Here is a 17249-nt window from a genome sequence, read left to right as displayed (position 1 = left end):
ATTTCTTGCCTTTTTTTAAGGCAAGTTTTTTTTAACCTTGAAAACACTTATATATAAATATATTATCAATGATGTTATGAACAATTTAGACAAAATCAATGCAGTAAAAAATCGAAGTTTATTATATTCTAATATAAGAAAATTCTTTAATGATAAAAACTACTTAGAAGTTGAAACACCAACTCTATCTCCTACTTTAATACCAGAGTCGACAATAGATAACTTTTCAACACAATTTGTATCAGATTTTTTTCCTAGTAAAGAATTATATATGATTCCATCCCCTGAAGTATTTATGAAACAATTACTTAGTGAAGGTTATCCTTCAATTTACCAGTTTTCTAAATGTTTTAGAAACAGTGAACAATTAGGAAAACAACACAATATAGAGTTTTCTATGCTTGAATATTATTCAAACAATATGGATGAGCAAGATTCAATTGAATTAACAAGTGAAATGCTACTTAAAACACATATAAATAATACTCCTGATTGGGCTTTACCACCATTTAATAAAATGAGTGTAAATGAGGCTATGAAAAAGTACGCAAATATTGATTTAGATAAATGCCAAAGACAAATTGATTTATATGAAAAAGCGGTAGAATTGAATTTATCTTCTGTAAAAAGAAATGAAAGTTGGGAATCTACTTTTAATAGAATATTTTTAACTTATGTAGAACCAAATTTACCACAAGATAAACCTTTAATTTTATATAACTATCCACAACAAATAGATTGTTTAGCTACAAATCAAAAACAATCACCGTACAAAAAAAGATGGGAAATGTATATTGGTGGACTTGAAGTTGCAAATTGTTATGATGAGATGAAAGATGAAGAAAAAATTAAAGAATATTATAGAAAAGAATTTTCAACAATTGTAAGAGAAAGATCTTCTACAAATCGTGTAATTCCTGATATAGACGATAAATATCATGAAATTTTCAACTCTTTTCCTCAATCTAGCGGTGTTGCAATTGGTATGGATAGACTTTTAATGAGTCAAATGAATATTGATAGTATCGAGGGGGTGATTCTTTTCCCCTTTTCTGATATGCTACTCTAGCTATTAAATTTAATTTCATATTACAGAGGTAAATAAGCATGATAAAAGCAGGTCAAATTGAAAGAGGTACCGCTCTACTTATTAAGGGACAACCTTTTGTTTGCATCGACAGAGAATTCGTTAACCCAGGTAAAGGTTCAGCATTTGTACGTCTAAAATTAAAAAATCCTGGAACAGGTCAAATTCTTGCAGAAACAATGAAGAGTCAAGATAACGCAGAAGAAATTACAGTTGAAGATCGCGATTGCCAATACTTATACAATGATGGAGAATCTTTCCATTTAATGTTAACTGACACATACGATCAACTTGAAGTTCCTATGGCTAACTTCCCTGATTTCGAATATTTAATGAAAGACGGTGATACTTATCGTTGTACTTTCTGGGAAGATCAATTATTAGACATCCAAATTCCTAGTAAGGTTGTTTTCCTTGTTGCTGAAGCTGAAGAAGCAATTAAAGGGGATACTGTTCAAGGTGCTACAAAATATGTAACAACTGAAACAGGTCTAAAAGTTAGATGCCCTATTTTCATCAAACAAGGTGAAAAAATCAGAGTTAACACTGAAACTAAAGAATATTTAGAAAGAGTAAACAGTTAATTCTAAAATAATCATAAAAGGTCAAATCAATTTTTGACCTTTATTAATTATTAAAGGCTAATTCCAATAAAAGAATTAGCCTATTTTTTTTATTTAATTATCTAATTAATTTCTACAGGATCATCTTCAGGTTCACCTCTGTGAACGCCTCTCATTAATATAAAGGCAATACCCATATTTATAGCAGCATATACAAATAAACTTTGGAATCCAAATATATCAATACAGAAACCTGTAACAGGTGGAGATATAATTGAAGCTAATTGACTAAAGAAATAGTATAGCCCTGTATAAATTCCCATAGTTTTATAATCTGCCATTTGCCAAAGCATTGGAAAACTATTAGTTACTATTGTTACCCAAAAAATACCAAACAAGAATAATAAAGCCCAGAAAGTATATTGTCTAAATTGTTGTGATTGATTAGCTGTAATCTTATCATGAGCAAAAACACTTAATAAAATAATAACTAAAGCAAATAAAGCAATTCTAATTGTTTTTTTCCTTCCAAACTTATGAGCTATTTTACCAGAAGGGATAGCAAAGATAGCATAAGCAATACCTACCATTCCTGCAGCTAAAGAAGCTGTTCCTTTAGAAGTTTCTAGTATATCAATACTATAAAGACCTACGAAAGGTAAAACACCTTGGTATGCAATAAACCAAAATAGTAATGATAAAAGAATGAATAATGCGCTCTTATCTTTTTCAGAAAAAATAACTTTTAAACTTTTTTTAATTGAGACTTTTTCTTCATCATCTTCATCTTTATAATTTCCGTTTTTCTCTTTAACAAATATAAATAATAAAATAACAGCGACTATAACTAATATACTTGCAACTGGAAATGCCAAAATATTATCGTATGATTGATTATTGATAGTTATTGGAACATCCATCAATCTCGCTAAACCTACTGTTCCAACTATTGTTGCAATTCCACCCATAGTATTAATAACACCATTTGCTTCAGATCTAACTTCTCCTGGGACCATATCAGGCATTAATGCAACTACAGGACCTCTTACAGCTTGCTTAAAAATATTTAATAAAAAAACTGCAATAATTAATAGCCAAAGAGCATAAAGAGCTGAAAAAGGAATTAATCCAAACATGATTGCACTTAATGGTAGTAAAACAATAATAAATGGCATTCTTCTACCAATTGGAGTTCTAGTCCTATCACTTATTGCACTAAAAACTGGAATCAAAAATATTGCTAAAATATTATCAAAAGTCATAATTGAGCCAACTGCACCTTTTGAATTAATATATTTAGACAAGAAAATAGGAACATAAGTATCATATAAAGGGTCCATTAACCCCATAGTAAAAAATCCTAAACCAATTAAGAAAGTTGTTAAATAATATCCTTTCAAACTTTTTTTCTTTTCAGCAGACATAAATTCACCTCAAAACATATTATATCCTATTTTAACACACATTTGTTAATTAATATTATTAATTTTTCCATATAACAGAATTCTAATATTCAATACCACTTGTTAAAAATATGAAATTATAATAAACCATTACTTATGGAAATCGAAGTTCATAATTTTAACGAATTAAAGAAAAAATATAAATTAACTAAAAACGAAATGGCGTTTAAGGAAAGTGAAAACACTTTACCGATATCTATAACAAAACATTTTCTATCACTAATTAATCTTGAAGATGAAAACGACCCTCTTAGAATACAAGTATTCCCAAATGTTTTAGAAGAAATAGATGAACCTTTAGAAGATATAGACCCTCTTGAAGAAGTAAATAATACAAAAACTAATAGGTTAATTCATCGTTACGATAATAGGGTTGCATTGCTTACCACAGATATATGTCCTATGTATTGTAGACACTGTTTTAGAAGAAGATTTACAGGAAAATTAATCGGTCCAATAAAAAATGAAGAAATTATAGATGCAGCAAATTATATTCAAAATCATCCTGAAATAACTGAAATATTATTAACAGGTGGCGATTTATTAACTTTATCAGATACTAAACTTGAGTTTTTAATTAAAACGTTAAGAGATAAAAATCCCAAATTGATTATGAGAATATGTACAAGAATGGTTGTAACAGCACCTTCTAGAGTCACAGAGAATTTGATCAACATATTCAAAAAATATGATAGTGCACCATTCTATTTACTAACCCAAGTTAATCATCCAAGAGAACTTGAAGAAAAATCTATAAAAGCTATAAGTATGTTTATAGATGCAGGAATTCCTGCATTAAATCAAACAGTAATGCTAAAAGGTGTTAATGATAATTTTGATATTATGGAAGAATTATGTAAAAAATTATTATTTAATAGAATAAAACCTTATTATGTTTTTCAAGGTGATCTTGTATCAGGAACTGCTCATCTTCGAGTAAATGTTAATGAAACTATGAAAATAGAAAAAGAAATGAGGAAAAGATTATCTGGGCTTGCTATGCCTAATTTTATGATAGATTTACCAAAAGGTGGTGGTAAAGTTCCTTTATCTCAATGTTATTTGAAGGAAGTGAAAAACAATACTTATGTTTTTTACACTTTAAATGGAGAAACTAGAAAATATCCACATATTGAATAAAAAAAAGCCTTTGTAATTGAATAAATAAATATTCAAATTCAAAGGCTATTGTTATATAAATTATTATTTATTCTTCTGATAATAAATCTAAAGCATCTTGTATTGCTTGTTCTCTAATTAAATCTCTCAAAGATTCATAATCATCTTCACTTAATACTTGTGCTTGAGTTGAACTAAAAGTAGGTATACTAATTGATTCACCATCTTCTGTTGTATATTCTTCAACTATTTCATCTGATACTTCAGGAACTTGAGCTACTATTACTGCACTTATTGAAGCAACTTCACTTTCACTATCTTCTGTAGAAGAAACAACTTCTTCTTCTGTATCTTCAACTTCAACAGCTTTTTCAGTTTCACTTACAATATCTTCAACAACTTGAGAAATAACTTCTTCAACATCCGTATCTAATTCTGTTTCTGTAGTAGTAGTCGTAGCACTTTCTATTTTACTATCTGAAAGTATTAAATCTATATATTCTTCAATGCTGTCTAATATTACTGGTACTAAATCACTAATTATTTGATTTCTATATTCTACATACAAGCGCTTCATTTCTTCTTCATCTAGCTGATAACTTTCAACTTCAACGGCTTGAGTGAAATCACCTTTGTTTAATTCTATTTCGTTATATAGTTGTTCAACAACAATAGGTGTTAATGAATCAACTATTTGAGGGATGTATGAATCTAAATCAATTGTTTCAACTGCATCTTCAATTTTACCATCAATTTCTAAATTCATAGCCCTAATTTCAGAATCGAAATCGTCTTTTAAACTATTACTTAAGGATTTAGATAAATCAGTGATTAAATCAGATATTTTATCTTCTAAAGTTGGAACAAGACTACTATCTGTATAGTCTTGTACTGCTTTTTGAATTTCAGCTTGATTTGCTAATACAACAGCATTGATAAAACCTTCATCATTTAATAAAGAATTAGTTATTTGAGGAGTAACTTTTTCTGCTAATAAATCATAATTTATTTCAGGAGCAGGCAACCTAGTTGCAGGTTCTTCAACTTCTAAAAGAGGAACATTTTGACGTTGTTGTGCTTCTTCAATTATATAACTTGGAGTACTTGGCCTTGTATACCATAATGAACCAAAAGCAAGTATAGCAGCACAAATAGTAAACACTAATAAAGAAATACGTGTTGATCTTTTCATAAAATATAGTTCCGATTTAAGTTTAGCTTAAAACGAATTCCTCCTATCTAATTATCCTCAAAAGGTTTATTTTTATTTTCTCTAGTAAAATTATAACAATTTCTTACACGTCAAACAAGTTTATTTTAAATAAAAAATCAATTTGAATAAAAAAACTAAATTATTATAAATCACATCTCAATATTAAATATACCACAAATATTTACTATTTGTCGATAAATTTCATTTTCACTCGATTTATTAATTAAAATATTAACGTCAATTTCTTTTTTTAATTCTTTAATATTAATATCTTTTTGTGATAAATCTCTTTTTAAAAACCAAATAAAACTTCTTTTATCTCTAGTTTTTGATCTCTTATATCTTAAAAAAAATGGAGCTTTTACAAATATTACATTGTCACATAATTCAACTAATTTTCCTCTTTGTAAAATTGCAGCATTCAATATTATATCTTTTTCACTGTTTTTTATAAGATCGATACATAATAATTTTATATAAGGGTGAACAATGCTCTCTAAAAGCTTAAGTTTTTCAGGCGAAGAGAAAACAATATTTCCAAGAGTCTTTCTATTAATTATGTTATTCTCTAATATTTTTTCCCCAAAGGCTTTTACTATTTTATCTTGCTTATCTATTAAAGCTTTATGACCTAACTTATCCACATCGATTACATTAAATCCTTTATCTTCAAATATTTGAGCAACATAATTTTTACCAGAACAAGCTTTACCTGTTAAGCCAATAACTCTCATTAATGCATTTCTCCCCAACTGTTAGCTTTTTCTATGCTAACTCTTAATGGAATAGATAGTTTATATGCGCCTTCTAAAGATTCTCTCAATAACTTTTCAACTATTTCAATTTCATCATTTTCAACTTCAAGAATAACTTCATCATGAACTTGTAATAAAACTTTTGATTTTAATTTATTTTCAATTAAAGCTTTATTTATTCTAATCATACCTAATTTCATTATTTCAGCAGCTGAACCTTGTATAATTGAATTAACAGCAACTCTTTCACTAGCAGCCTTTTCTATTCTATTTTTACTATTTATATTAGGAATATTTCTTATATGCCCCATTAAAGTAGTTATTTTTTTCTCTTTTCTAACCTTAGAAATTGTATCATCTATAAATTTAGCAACATTATGATATCTATCAAAATAGGCTTTAATAAAAGTACTAGCATCGCCTCTACTAATAGAGAGTTCTTTACCTAATCTGAAAGCACTCATTCCATACATGACACCAAAGTTTATTGTTTTAGCAACTCTTCTTTCATCACTTGTTATTTCACTTATATCTTTTTCAAATATTAAGGAAGCAGTAAATTTATGAATATCTTCCCCGCTAATAAAAGCTTCTTGTAATGATTTATCATCTGCTACATGAGCTAACACTACTAATTCAATTTGAGAATAGTCTGCACTCATTAAAACACAACCGTCTTTTGGTACAAAAGCTTCTCTTATTTTTCTTCCTTCTTCACTTCTAATTGGAATATTTTGAAGATTCGGATTTATTGAACTTAACCTACCTGTAGCAGTTCCAAATTGCAAAAATGAAGTATGTACTCTCTTAGTTTTATCATTAACAACTGATGGAAAATTATCTACGTATGTACTCTTTAGTTTATTTATAGATCTATAATCTAAAATTTCTTTTATAATAGGATCTTCATCTTTTAAGCTCTCTAAAACATCAGTTGCTGTAGAATATCCAGTTTTTGTTTTCTTTTTAGCAGGTAAGCCTTTTTCATCAAATAATACTTTTTGTAATTGCTTTGTTGAATTTACATTAAATTCATGACCACTTAATTCATAAATTTGAGATAAATCATTTGATATTCTTTCACCAAATATTTTTGATAATTCATCTAATTTTTCAATAGATAATTTTATTCCTTCTAATTCCATGTTTGCTAAAATGGTAATTAAAGGCATTTCAATATCATAAAAAACCTTTTTTAAATTAGAACTAAGTGCATTATTAAAAAACTGATACAATCTAAAAGTAATATCACTATCTTCTGCAGCATAAGCAACTGCTAAAGATTTTTCTACATCACTGAACAATTTACCTTTCTCAACAACATCTTTATAAGCAACACATAAATAATTTAAATATTTTAGAGCTAAATTATCCATTTTAAAGGACGGCGAATTACTTTCATATAACCAAGCTGCAATCATAGTATCAAATACAATATTTTTAAGTTCAATACCGAATCTTTTCATAACTTTATAATCATATTTAATATTATGACCAATTAAAGCAATCGGATTATCTTCTAAAAATTCTTTTAATACAACTCTTACTTCATCATCTTCATGAACTCTTTTTCCATCACATATTATTGGAAAATAATAAGCTTCTTTTAATTTATAAGAAAGAGAAAAACCTACTAATTCAGCATCCATAGGATTTTCACTAGTTGTTTCTGTATCAAAAGCCATTAATTTAGTACTTAATGAAACATCTATCAATATTTTCTTTAAATCAGCGATTGTATCAATAGGTAATAAAGTAGAAGCACCTAATAATTTTGGATCGCAAACAATCTCAGATTCTTCATACTCATCTGTTTCAACTTTTGACTCTTCAACATTTTTAATCTCTTCTTTACTCATAAGTTTTTTTACAGCTGCAAGTAAAGATCTAGAATGAATATGTTCAAAATAAGGAATGATATTCTCGAAATTTACTTTATTTAAATCAAAATCTGCAACATCAAAATCTTCATATAATGATTCATCTATTTTTAATGTTACAAGTTCTTTTGATAAAAAAGCTAATTCTTTAGAATCAAGTAATTTAGTTTTAACTCCTTTAGATAAATTATCAACATTCTCATAAATATTTTCTAAAGTTTTATATTTAGTTAATAAATTTACAGCTCCCTTAGCTCCAACGCCTTTAACTCCTGGTACATTATCACTTTTATCACCTAAAAGTGATAAATAATCAACAATTTGCTCTGGTCTGATTAAAAACTCTTCTTCAACTTCACTTGAAGTAAATAAACGATATTCTTTTTGTCCTTTTTTAGGAGGTCTCAATGCATAAACATGATTATTAACTAATTGAAGTAAATCTTTATCTGCTGTAAACATTATTGCATTAAGATTTTGCTCAACAGACTTTTTACATAAATATGCAATAATATCATCAGCTTCTAAGCCTGACTTCATAATTGTAGGAATATTAATCTTTTGTAATAATTCAATAATTATTGGAATTTGATCTTTTAAATCTTGAGGAGCATCATCCCTATTAGCTTTATATTCACTATACATATCATGTCTAAAGGTAGGACCTTTAGAATCTAATGCTACAACTAAATGGGATGGTTTATATTTTCTTAAAACCATGAATAAAGTATTAAAAAAACCATAAATTGCAGAAATATTATTACCATCTTTATCAAATAATGGATTAGTAATAAATCCATAATAAGATCTAAAGATTAGACCAAAACCATCTATAATATAAAATTCATCACGATTTTGTTCATCAACATCTAAAATATCAACAACACTTTCAACATTTATATTTTTTTCAACTTCTTTTTTTTTCTCTTGTTTTCCATATTCTAAATCAATTGTTGGCATTTCATTTTTTTCTTGTAGAATTTTGCCTTCTTCAAAATCTTTATCATTAAATAGACTATCCATTATTCCTCCAAGTTGATAGATAAAGTGTCATAGGAAAGCTCCATATTTTTTGGTAGCCACTTACTATCTCTATCATGTTTTATTCCATGGGCTATATGTGTAAAAAAGGTCTGTTTTGCACTAATTTTCTTAGCCTCTTCAACTGCTTGTTCCAATGTAAAATGAGTTTTATGTTGATGATGTTGAAGAGCATCCAAAATAAGAACATCTAAGTTATTTAGATGCTTCATTGTTTCTTTAGGTATATAATTACAATCAGTTAGATATGCTGTATTAAATATCTTATAACCAAATATCGGTAGTTTCCCATGATAAACTACTAGTGGGGTTATTTCAAAACCATTAATATTTACTTTTTTATATGGTTCTAATTCATTTAATGATAAATTAGGAATAACTGTTTTATTTATAGTTCCTTTTACTATATAAGAAAAACGATATTTTATTTCATCTATCGTTTTATTATCACCATATAGTGGTAAAGGCTTATCTTTATTAGTAAAAGATCTTAAATCATCTATACCATTTAAATGATCAGCATGAGTATGAGTATATAAAACAGAATCTAATCTATCTAATTTTGCTCTTAAACATTGAATTCTAAACTCAGGGCCTGTATCAATAATTATTTTATTATCATTTTTTTCTAATAGGATACTACTTCTTAATCTATTATCTTTAGGATCTTTTGATAGACAAGTTTCACAATTACACCCAATTGAAGGAACACCATGACTTGTCCCGGTACCTAAGAAAGTAAGTTTATAAGACACAAAAATTAATCCCCAACCGAATTTATTAAATCACTTAATTTATCAGTATTTAATTCATCTAATAAATCGTCAACATTATCGCCTGTCTTCTCTTTAATTTCATCAGATAAGCCTTCAACTTTTTCAACACTATCAGAAGAAGCAGAAAAACCGACATTTAAATATTCATTGCTAAAACTTGGGAAAAAAAAGAAAATAATAAAAAAAGTTAATATTGATAAAAACAACGGTTTGATTATAAAATCTTTAAATCCAAATCTTTTCATAAAGCTCTCTCCTAATCTTTGTTTTATATTATCATAGATTTAAATGAATAGAAATACTAACCTTTAATTCTCTTTTTATTTGCAAACAAAAAAGGAGGGATAAACCCTCCTCTCTCATTTTAATCTAAAATTTATTAGATTAATGAAATTAATACTGCAATACCAAATTGACCTTGACCCCAATCAGCTGGAGCTAAATCTTCCATTGTGAATTCATCATTTACAATGTTGTTTATGTTAAAGCCTTGTGAATCAACTGTATAATTTGCTGAAAGTGTTAAACCACCTAATAAGAAATCAACATTTGCTTTATAAGTACAATTTGATTTCATGAAAATATCAGTAAATACAAATTCGTCACCCCAAGCATCAGTAACAGTACCATCATCATTGAAGTTTACTTCAAATTTTGGTCCAAGACCTACACCAACTCTTACAAGATTTAATAAATCAAAACTAACACCTGCAGTCATTAAGTTAGAAATTTGAACGCCACCATCATCAGTTGTTCCAACTAATGCGATATCTGAAGCTTCAACTAGTAACAATTTTACTCTTGCTTCAGCACCAAATTTATAATTTTCAATATCGAAAAAATCTTCTTCACTTCCACTTACTGTATCATCTGCACTAAATTGATATTGTGCTGTACCACCAATACTTAAATCGAGAGCTTCAGCACTTAGGCTAACAGGAACAATCAAACATAATGCTATTAACAAACCCAAAATCTTTCTATTCATAATATTAACTCCTAATTATAATAATAGTTTTTTTTACTTACATAACCTATAACTGTATTATAAACGAATTGTTACAAAAAAGTAATAAAAAAGCAAACTATTATGAATTCAATATATAAATATTGCTATATTTAATATTAATTAAACATACTACTTTATTTTTGTATAGTATCATCAACAAATGCTGAATTACTTGAATCACTAGGCATTCTCCAATCCCCTCTAGGGCTTAGAGTTACACTACCAACTTTAGGTCCATCAGGTAATGTTGATCTTTTAAATTGTTGAGCAAAGAAACGCTTTACAAAAACATTTAACCACTTATCAATTACTTTTGCCTCATAATCTTTATCAAATGCAACAAGTGCTAATCTTCTGATTTTTGGTATAGAGAAAGAACATCTCACGAAATAATACAAAAAGAAATCATGTAGTATATAAGGGCCTACAAATTCTTCTGTTTTTTGAGCAATTGTTCCATCACCACTAGGTGGTAATAATTCTGGGCTTACAGGAGTTGCTACAATATCTAATAAAGTAGTTTTCACATCTTCATTACTTATGCTTGCAGTATATGTGACTAAATGTTTAACTAAAGTTTTAGGTACTGATGAATTTACACCATACATTGACATATGATCTCCATTATAAGTTGCCCAACCTAAAGCTAGTTCAGATAAATCACCTGTTCCAATAACTAAACCACCGACTTTATTAGCATAATCCATTAAAATTTGGGTTCTCTCTCTTGCCTGAGAATTTTCATATACAACATTTTGATTTTTTTCATCATGGTCTAAATCTTTAAAATGCTGAATAACAGCATCTTTAATATTTATTTCTTTAAAATCAACACCTAATGACATTGCAAGCAATTGAGAATTAGATTTTGTCCTTTTTGTTGTTCCAAAACAAGGCATACTAATAGCAAGAATATTTTTTAGTGGTAAATTCGCTTTTTTAAAAGCTCTAATTGTTACTAATAAAGCTAGAGTTGAATCGAGCCCTCCAGAGAGACCAATAACAGCATTTGAAGCATGTGCCGCTTTTAACCTTCTCATCAAACCTAATGCTTGTAATGTTAAAATCTTTTCACATCTTTGTCTCATTAAGTAATCAGAAGTTGGAATAAATGGAGTTTTAGAAATTTGATAACTTGATAAATCTGTTATTTCATCTTGTAGTTCAAAATCAACAGTATTATAGCCATCAACATCATTATAAAAAGTATTCATTTTTCTTCTATCTAATGATAAATGTTGTACATCAACTATTGCAGTAGCAATTTCACCACTTCTTTCTTCTTGATCGATTAACACTTTGCCATTAGAACAAATTAAATTATGAGCATTAAACACTAAATCAGTCGTTGATTCCCCTTCGCCAGCACCAACATATAAATAAGCACAAATACATTTTGCACTCTGTATTGAAACCAAGTTTCTTCGATAATCACTTTTAGAAACAATATCATCTGTAGCTGATGGATTTGCAATAATGGTAGCACCAGAGACACAATGATTAAGACTTGGACTATTAGGCACCCATAAGTCTTCACAAATTTCAACACCAATAATCAAGTTATCTATGTTTGTACAATTAAATAATAATCTAGTTCCAAAAATAGTCTTCTGATTAAACACTGTTAATTCTACATTTTCATCTTTTGGTTCAACAAACCATCTTTTTTCATAAAACTCTTGATAATTAGGAATATTTTGTTTAGGGACTATCCCTAAAAGCTTACCATTGTTAACAACAGCAGCACAATTATATAATTTATTATTTTTTACAAATAAGGTTCCAATAACAGCTACTATCTGAGGTACAGTCTTTGTCGAAACTACTATTTCTTCTAATATCTTCATGGATTTATCAACAACACTTTGATTTAAAAATAAATCAGCAGCCGTATATGATGTTATACAAAGTTCAGGAAAAGTTATTACTTTTACACCCATATTTGCTGCATCCATAATACCATTAATAATATTCTTCTTATTATTTTCTAAATCAAGGGTATAATTAATTGGAGAATAAGTCGCTACTTTAATAAATCCGTCTTTCATAAAAGCCTCACATATTTAAACTATACCCTATTATCTTAATTTTTCAATTTTAAGTCAAACAAGAATCCAAAACAAATGTAGTTAATTTAAGCTATTATTAAAAATATAATTTCTTTAAAATATCTTTACTTTGTTTTTTATCTTCTTTAAGCATTTCACATTTAGGAGTAATAGCATTTACAGGACAAACTACATAACATGAACCGCATTCATCACAATAATTACCATTTATAGAAAAATAATCCCCTTTAATTTCAATAGCTTTAAATGTACATACTTTTTCACAAGATCCACAAGCAATACATTTTTCTTTATCAATTGTAAAACCTGCTTTTTCTACTACCATGCTATTAAAAGAGAATCTTTTTCTATCAAGCTTATTTTCTCTACTTGTTTTTTCAAAATCATAATCATAAACTTCACCACTATATTTATTTATTACAAAAGTAGTCATAGTAGGATATCTCTTTATATCATTAACTAAACCTTTAAAATTCGAATTAGTTTTTTCTTTTTCTAATAATTCATCAAATGATAATTCTCTAACATCACCTTTAATCCTAATAAAAAAGCCTGGTGGAAAATCACTTAATCCATTTTCATCTTTCTCGGCTTTTACACTATCAGCAACTAATGATAAAACAGCAACTTTTTTAGTTTGAATTAACTGTTTATAAAAAGGCTTTACTTTCATTGTTTGGAAATATAATCCATCTTCATCATAAGTTAATAAATGGGCTATTCTAATCTCTGGATAGTCATTATTAATTGTTGCAAAACTATATGAGTGCATAGTTTCAAATTTTTCAAAAACTTCTTTATTAGTTAACATATTTTCTCCTAAATTAATGGTTTATAAAATTCAAAAATCTTTTAGATTTTGATTTATTTATTTCATTTGTAGATCCATGATCTATTATATATCCATCTTCCATAAAAATATAATAATCAGCTACTTTCTTTAAAAAGTTCATTTCATGAGTTACTAAAACAAACTCCATTCCTTTATCTTTTAATGTTTTAATACTAGATAATACTTCTTTAGTTAATAAAGGATCTAATGCAGATGTTGGTTCATCTAAAAACATTACATTTGGATTTGTTGCAAAAGCTCTTGCAATAGAAGCTCTTTGAGCTTGACCTCCTGATATCTTTTCGGGAGTTTTATCTTTTACATTTTCAAGAGAAAATTCTTTCAGTAATGAATCCACTCTTTCTTTTGCCTTATCTTTTGAAATCTTTTTTATTTTTTCTAATATAAGGCTAATATTTTGAGAAACACTCAAATGTGGGAAAAGACTATGCTCTTGAAATACATAAGATATTTCACTCTGAAAATCTTTCTTTATTTTATTTTCTAGTTTTAAACCATTAATTATAATTTCACCATTATCAGCTTCTTCTATATAAGCTAAATGCCTTAATAAAGTAGATTTCCCACAACCAGAACTTCCTATTATACCAACAACTTTTACGTCTTTTATTTCAATATTTATATCTTTTAATACCTGATGGCTATCATATGTTTTATTTAAATTATTAATATTTATTCTCATTTTTCAAACCTTTTTGCCAAATATTTAGCAATAAGAGATAATGGTATAGTAATTATTAGATACATAATCCACATTATTAAATATCCTTCTATACTAGCATAAGTTTTATTAGATATAACTGTAATAACATATGCTATTTCAGAAACTGATATTATTTTTAAAAGTGCTGAGCCTTTTATAATGTTTGATAAATTATTTAACAAAGAAGGGAGCAAAGGCTTAATAATTTGAGGGAATATTACATAAACATATTTTTGATAAAAACTAAAATTATATAAATCCATTACAATAAATTGTTTATCACTAATTACTTCTATGGCAGATTCAAATGAATTAGCAATATATGGAATCATATATATACTTAAAGCAATTATGCCAAGTAATTCTTTATTTGTAATATCTACCCGTATCCCAAAAACATATACCACTAGAAAAACCATAACTAACAACGGTGTTCCTATAATGACTTCTCTAATTATTCTTGAAAAATATTTTATGTATAAATTCTTACTTTTAAGTAAAATATAAAATAAAAACCCTCCAATTAAACTTATTAATAAAGTTGCCATACTTATATACAGTGTACTAAATAGAGCATTTATCAACTTTCCTCTTTCAGAGAGAAAAGTTGAGTAATCTAAGTTATCAATTGAAAAAAATAATAAATATATTAAAAATATTATTACTACTATTAATGAAATAAAAAAAGGTTTTCTAGTTTGTTGGTTTTTGGACAATGTAATCTAACCCCAATTCTTCGTTTTTTAAATATTCTTTTATGATGGGATCATATTTACTAGCTAATTTAGAATAAAGACCACCCTCACTATACATTTCATCTATAAATTCATTTGCTTTTTTTACTAATTCTTCATTTCCTTTACTAATAGCAAAAGCTGAATCAAAGTACTCTGGTAAGCCAAAATATAATTCTGTAGTTTCACTATAAGCACTATGATCTTGAATTACTGTATTTGAGCCTATTAACACATTAGATAAGCCGGTATTTATTTCCATTAATGCTGATGCAATTTCTGTAACTTCTGTTGCTTCAACTCCGTATTTATTAGGAATACTTATAGATATTGTAGAAGCTAAACCTATGGGTTTTATACCTTCAAGACTAAATAGTTTTTCTGCACTCATATCATCACTAATTCCATTTTCTTCATAATAATCTTTATTTATTAAAGCAATAGCTCTTGAATATCTATAAGGAATAGAAAAATCAATTTTCTTCAATCTCTCACTTGTAATTGACATGTCACTTATAGCAATATCGCTTTCACCAGTTTCTAAAGAAGGGATTATCATACTAAAGTCTGTATTAACTATTTCTAATTCCATATCTAAGTAATCAGCAAATGCTTTTGCAATTTCTACTTCTAATCCTGCTATCTCATTATTATCATCTATATACATGAACGGAGGAAATTTCAAATCCATTGATACTTTCAATGTATTAGCTTCTTCTTTACTCTTTTGATTACTACAACCAATTAATAATAATAAACATAAACTTATATAAATAAACTTCTTCATAAATTTCTCCATGAATATTTTATAAAAGATATGATTTAATTAAGTAATATTAATATTTGTTTAAAAAATGTAAATATCGAACCTTTATTTTATTTTTGTTTTCAGTTAATAATTTAAAACATGGCTGTGAAACGAATTTCGTATAATAATAAATATAAAAAAAATACAAACTTTGAAATAGTAACTATAAAGGACTTCTTTAATAGAGTAAAATTATCTTATCTAAAAAAGGATTTTAGATTAGATTTTTACTCTCTTATTTACATAACAAAAGGATCATCTTTTCATAGTATTAATTTTGTAGAATATGAAATAAAAAAAGATAACATACTAGTATTAGAAAAAAATAAAATTCATTCCTTTAGAAATCCAAGAGATTTAGAAGGATATATAATCAACATTAATGAAGCATTTTTTAACAAAGGAGTTAATAGAATTGACTTTGATTTATTATCTTTTTTTGAAATGCCAATAGAATCCCCTATTTTAAATATCAACACTGATAAAAAGGAAACAAATAGAAACATTATTGATTTACTCTATAAAGAATATGAAAATGGTGAATATTCTATAAATAAAGAAAAACTATTAAACTCGCTGTTTAACAGCTTTGTGCATTCGGTTTCTTTAGAGAGAAAAAACAATTCTAAAGCATTTACAATTAATTCATACAAAATCTATTTCAAATATAGGGATTTAGTAAATGAATACTATAAAACCTACAAAGATGTTAAAGATTATGAATCAATGATGGGTGTAACTTATAAAACTATAAATAAGGCTACGAAAGAATGCACTGATATTAGTGCAAAACAAATTATAATAAATAAAATAATTTTAGAAACAAAAAGACTATTAGTACTTAATGAGTTATCTAATGCTGAAATTGCATATGAATTAGGTTTTTTAGAGCCTTCTAATCTATCACATTTTTTTAAAATTCATGCAAAAGTTAACATGAAAGAATTTAAAAAAATAAATAGAGATTAAAAGTTTTGTTGTATTTTAGAAGGATCAACATACATTTCAACTTTGCCACATTTTGGACAAACAGCAATACTAATTGTATTTAATGTAATCCCACATATTCCTTCTTTTTGAATATACAAATCACTTTTTGTACCTTTAAGTTTATAATCTTCAATCATTTCAACATCACATGTACTACATTTTCTCATATTTTACCTCTTACCTTTT

General features: G+C 27.1%; 17 protein-coding genes. 4 read left to right on the top strand and 13 right to left on the bottom strand.

Annotation, left to right across the window (positions count from 1 at the left end):
• Positions 1–37: 37 nt before the first annotated feature.
• Positions 38–1069, top strand: coding sequence for an amino acid--tRNA ligase-related protein (locus tag ACPKM0_RS10360; protein ID WP_472475696.1), 1032 nt, complete (start codon positions 38–40; stop codon positions 1067–1069).
• Between the two features lie 38 nt (positions 1070–1107).
• Complete coding sequence (gene efp / locus ACPKM0_RS10355; protein WP_472475694.1) at positions 1108–1671, top strand: elongation factor P; 564 nt, start codon at positions 1108–1110, stop codon at positions 1669–1671.
• Positions 1672–1772: 101 nt separating this feature from the next.
• On the opposite strand, the gene ACPKM0_RS10350 is transcribed toward efp, so the two are convergent.
• Positions 1773–3074, bottom strand: coding sequence for an MFS transporter (locus tag ACPKM0_RS10350; RefSeq protein WP_472475693.1), 1302 nt, complete (start codon positions 3072–3074; stop codon positions 1773–1775).
• 135 nt (positions 3075–3209) lie between these two features.
• Between ACPKM0_RS10350 and ACPKM0_RS10345 the strand changes: the two genes are divergently transcribed.
• Positions 3210–4253, top strand: a complete 1044-nt coding sequence (locus tag ACPKM0_RS10345; RefSeq protein WP_472475691.1) for a KamA family radical SAM protein — start codon at positions 3210–3212, stop codon at positions 4251–4253.
• A gap of 67 nt (positions 4254–4320) precedes the next feature.
• Here ACPKM0_RS10345 and ACPKM0_RS10340 read toward each other — a convergent pair whose 3' ends face one another.
• The 11 genes from ACPKM0_RS10340 to ACPKM0_RS10290 form a co-directional block, all read right to left on the bottom strand.
• Positions 4321–5424, bottom strand: coding sequence for a hypothetical protein (locus ACPKM0_RS10340; protein WP_472475689.1), 1104 nt, complete (start codon positions 5422–5424; stop codon positions 4321–4323).
• Positions 5425–5594: 170 nt separating this feature from the next.
• Positions 5595–6179, bottom strand: coding sequence for a dephospho-CoA kinase (coaE, locus tag ACPKM0_RS10335; protein ID WP_472475687.1), 585 nt, complete (start codon positions 6177–6179; stop codon positions 5595–5597).
• On the bottom strand, positions 6179–9103 hold the full coding sequence (gene polA, locus ACPKM0_RS10330) for a DNA polymerase I (protein WP_472475685.1): 2925 nt from the start codon (positions 9101–9103) through the stop codon (positions 6179–6181). Before polA ends, coaE begins: the two co-directional genes overlap by 1 nt.
• On the bottom strand, positions 9103–9876 hold the full coding sequence (locus tag ACPKM0_RS10325; RefSeq protein WP_472475683.1) for an MBL fold metallo-hydrolase: 774 nt from the start codon (positions 9874–9876) through the stop codon (positions 9103–9105). Before ACPKM0_RS10325 ends, polA begins: the two co-directional genes overlap by 1 nt.
• Positions 9877–9881: 5 nt before the next feature.
• The gene (locus ACPKM0_RS10320) at positions 9882–10142 is read right to left on the bottom strand and encodes a hypothetical protein (protein WP_472475682.1); all 261 of its coding nucleotides are present in this window, start codon (positions 10140–10142) and stop codon (positions 9882–9884) included.
• Between the two features lie 134 nt (positions 10143–10276).
• Positions 10277–10885, bottom strand: a complete 609-nt coding sequence (locus ACPKM0_RS10315) for a hypothetical protein (protein WP_472475680.1) — start codon at positions 10883–10885, stop codon at positions 10277–10279.
• A 155-nt stretch (positions 10886–11040) separates the two neighbouring features.
• Complete coding sequence (locus ACPKM0_RS10310) at positions 11041–12954, bottom strand: NAD(+) synthase (protein ID WP_472475678.1); 1914 nt, start codon at positions 12952–12954, stop codon at positions 11041–11043.
• 97 nt (positions 12955–13051) lie between these two features.
• On the bottom strand, positions 13052–13786 hold the full coding sequence (locus ACPKM0_RS10305) for a 4Fe-4S binding protein (protein ID WP_472475676.1): 735 nt from the start codon (positions 13784–13786) through the stop codon (positions 13052–13054).
• A 13-nt stretch (positions 13787–13799) separates the two neighbouring features.
• A complete protein-coding gene (locus ACPKM0_RS10300; RefSeq protein ID WP_472475674.1) occupies positions 13800–14510 on the bottom strand; it encodes an amino acid ABC transporter ATP-binding protein in 711 nt (236 codons plus the stop codon).
• Positions 14507–15079: an ABC transporter permease subunit gene (locus tag ACPKM0_RS10295; protein WP_472475672.1), complete on the bottom strand. Its 573-nt coding sequence runs from the start codon at positions 15077–15079 to the stop codon at positions 14507–14509. Before ACPKM0_RS10295 ends, ACPKM0_RS10300 begins: the two co-directional genes overlap by 4 nt.
• 145 nt (positions 15080–15224) lie before the next feature.
• Entirely contained in the window at positions 15225–16052 is an 828-nt protein-coding gene (locus ACPKM0_RS10290; RefSeq protein ID WP_472475670.1) for an ABC transporter substrate-binding protein, read from the bottom strand.
• A gap of 120 nt (positions 16053–16172) precedes the next feature.
• Here ACPKM0_RS10290 and ACPKM0_RS10285 point away from each other — a divergent pair, with 120 nt between their 5' ends.
• Positions 16173–17042 carry an AraC family transcriptional regulator gene (locus ACPKM0_RS10285; RefSeq protein WP_472475668.1) on the top strand — a complete coding sequence of 290 codons (870 nt, stop codon included), beginning with the start codon at positions 16173–16175 and terminating at the stop codon, positions 17040–17042.
• Here the strand turns inward: ACPKM0_RS10285 and ACPKM0_RS10280 are convergent.
• A complete protein-coding gene (locus ACPKM0_RS10280; protein WP_472475667.1) occupies positions 17039–17230 on the bottom strand; it encodes a hypothetical protein in 192 nt (63 codons plus the stop codon). The genes ACPKM0_RS10285 and ACPKM0_RS10280 overlap by 4 nt on opposite strands.
• Positions 17231–17249: the final 19 nt, after the last annotated feature.

This window comes from Pleomorphochaeta sp. (genome assembly GCF_050031695.1).
In the GTDB taxonomy this organism is placed as follows: domain Bacteria; phylum Spirochaetota; class Spirochaetia; order Sphaerochaetales; family Sphaerochaetaceae; genus Pleomorphochaeta.
Note: the sequence above shows the minus strand (reverse complement) of the source record. Positions and strands in the feature narration are given on the sequence as shown.

Excerpts from the sequence above, each read along its gene's own strand:
- ACPKM0_RS10280 (WP_472475667.1), bottom strand. The coding sequence starts at position 17,230 with ATGAGAAAATGTAGTACATGTGATGTTGAAATGATTGAAGATTATAAA.
- ACPKM0_RS10305 (WP_472475676.1), bottom strand. The coding sequence starts at position 13,786 with ATGTTAACTAATAAAGAAGTTTTTGAAAAATTTGAAACTATGCACTCA.
- ACPKM0_RS10300 (WP_472475674.1), bottom strand. The coding sequence starts at position 14,510 with ATGAGAATAAATATTAATAATTTAAATAAAACATATGATAGCCATCAG.
- ACPKM0_RS10345 (WP_472475691.1), top strand. The coding sequence starts at position 3,210 with ATGGAAATCGAAGTTCATAATTTTAACGAATTAAAGAAAAAATATAAA.
- polA (WP_472475685.1), bottom strand. The coding sequence starts at position 9,103 with ATGGATAGTCTATTTAATGATAAAGATTTTGAAGAAGGCAAAATTCTA.
- efp (WP_472475694.1), top strand. The coding sequence starts at position 1,108 with ATGATAAAAGCAGGTCAAATTGAAAGAGGTACCGCTCTACTTATTAAG.
- ACPKM0_RS10315 (WP_472475680.1), bottom strand. The coding sequence starts at position 10,885 with ATGAATAGAAAGATTTTGGGTTTGTTAATAGCATTATGTTTGATTGTT.
- ACPKM0_RS10350 (WP_472475693.1), bottom strand. The coding sequence starts at position 3,074 with ATGTCTGCTGAAAAGAAAAAAAGTTTGAAAGGATATTATTTAACAACT.
- coaE (WP_472475687.1), bottom strand. The coding sequence starts at position 6,179 with ATGAGAGTTATTGGCTTAACAGGTAAAGCTTGTTCTGGTAAAAATTAT.
- ACPKM0_RS10310 (WP_472475678.1), bottom strand. The coding sequence starts at position 12,954 with ATGAAAGACGGATTTATTAAAGTAGCGACTTATTCTCCAATTAATTAT.
- ACPKM0_RS10340 (WP_472475689.1), bottom strand. The coding sequence starts at position 5,424 with ATGAAAAGATCAACACGTATTTCTTTATTAGTGTTTACTATTTGTGCT.
- ACPKM0_RS10290 (WP_472475670.1), bottom strand. The coding sequence starts at position 16,052 with ATGAAGAAGTTTATTTATATAAGTTTATGTTTATTATTATTAATTGGT.
- ACPKM0_RS10320 (WP_472475682.1), bottom strand. The coding sequence starts at position 10,142 with ATGAAAAGATTTGGATTTAAAGATTTTATAATCAAACCGTTGTTTTTA.
- ACPKM0_RS10285 (WP_472475668.1), top strand. The coding sequence starts at position 16,173 with ATGGCTGTGAAACGAATTTCGTATAATAATAAATATAAAAAAAATACA.
- ACPKM0_RS10295 (WP_472475672.1), bottom strand. The coding sequence starts at position 15,079 with ATGGCAACTTTATTAATAAGTTTAATTGGAGGGTTTTTATTTTATATT.